A 988-nucleotide genomic window follows, 5' to 3' on the forward strand; every position below is an offset into this window, starting at 1 on the left:
AATCGAAACTGCGGTGCGACCAGCGAGGGTGTCGGTGCACAGTCCCTATCATTCCGTGTTGCCGTGCCCGGAGGGCAGTCCCCGCACGGCCAGTCCCGGAGCCGGACCTCGCAGACGGGCGTGCGCGCGACTCCGGGGTCGGCTAGCCTTCTGGTATCGCCGGTCCAACAGCCGGCCTCTGGGGGGAGAAATGTTGAACAACCTGACGGTCTGGCACGTGTTGATTCTGGTTGGCGGCTTCGTGGTGATGGCGGCTATCGCTGTGGCCATCATCGTCATCGCCATCCGGCTCGCGCGCCGCAAGTAGTTCGCTGTCAGCAGCCGGGGCCGGACGGGTTGGCCGTGCAGTCCTGGCCGACGAGGACCGTCGAGGCCGTGCTGACGACGACCGCGATCGGGGGCGCCGCGATCGTGAGCGTGCCCTGCACCGGACGCCACGGCTGACCGCTGGCGCGGTACTCAGCCGAGTACACGACCGACAGCACCACGGTGTGCCGGCCCGTTGACCTGAAGACGTGGCTGGTTGCGGTGTTCGAGAACTCCGGCACGCCGAGGGCGGCCCAGCTCGCGCCACCCGTCGCGGAGGCGATGGCCGCGCCGTCGCCGAGGTCCCAGTGGAACCGTGTCGGCGTGAAACGCACCTCGGCGGCGAACCCGAGCAACAGGCCCGTGCGCACATGCACGGATGCCTGGGCCAGGAAATTCGCCGGGAGCCCGGTGATCGCCCAGCCGTTGGGCTCCATGCCCTGGCCGGGTGCTGCCGCCGGGAAATTGACGAGATCACTGATGCGGACCACGAGATTCGGGTCGCAGAGCGGGCAGTTGACGGCGAACCCGTCCCGCACGAACGGCAGCCCCACAGTCGGTGTCGGGGTCGAGCCCGGAGCGCCCGCGCCACCCGTCCCGCTTGCACTACCCGTGCCGCCAGCCGTTCCCGAAGCAGCGCCGCCGGGTCCCGACCCCGAGTCGAACCCCGTCGACAGGTCCA

The 988-nt window shown here is 69.7% G+C and carries 1 protein-coding gene; it reads right to left on the minus strand.

All coding sequences use genetic code 11. The features are described 5' to 3' along the window. Window positions 1-314: 314 nt before the first annotated feature. Window positions 315-988: hypothetical protein (locus tag QN345_RS19420; RefSeq protein WP_323509163.1), on the minus strand; the 674-nt coding region annotated here is incomplete at its 5' end.

This window comes from Cryobacterium sp. 10I1, assembly GCF_035019805.1.
Classification (GTDB): Bacteria; Actinomycetota; Actinomycetes; order Actinomycetales; family Microbacteriaceae; genus Cryobacterium; species Cryobacterium glucosi.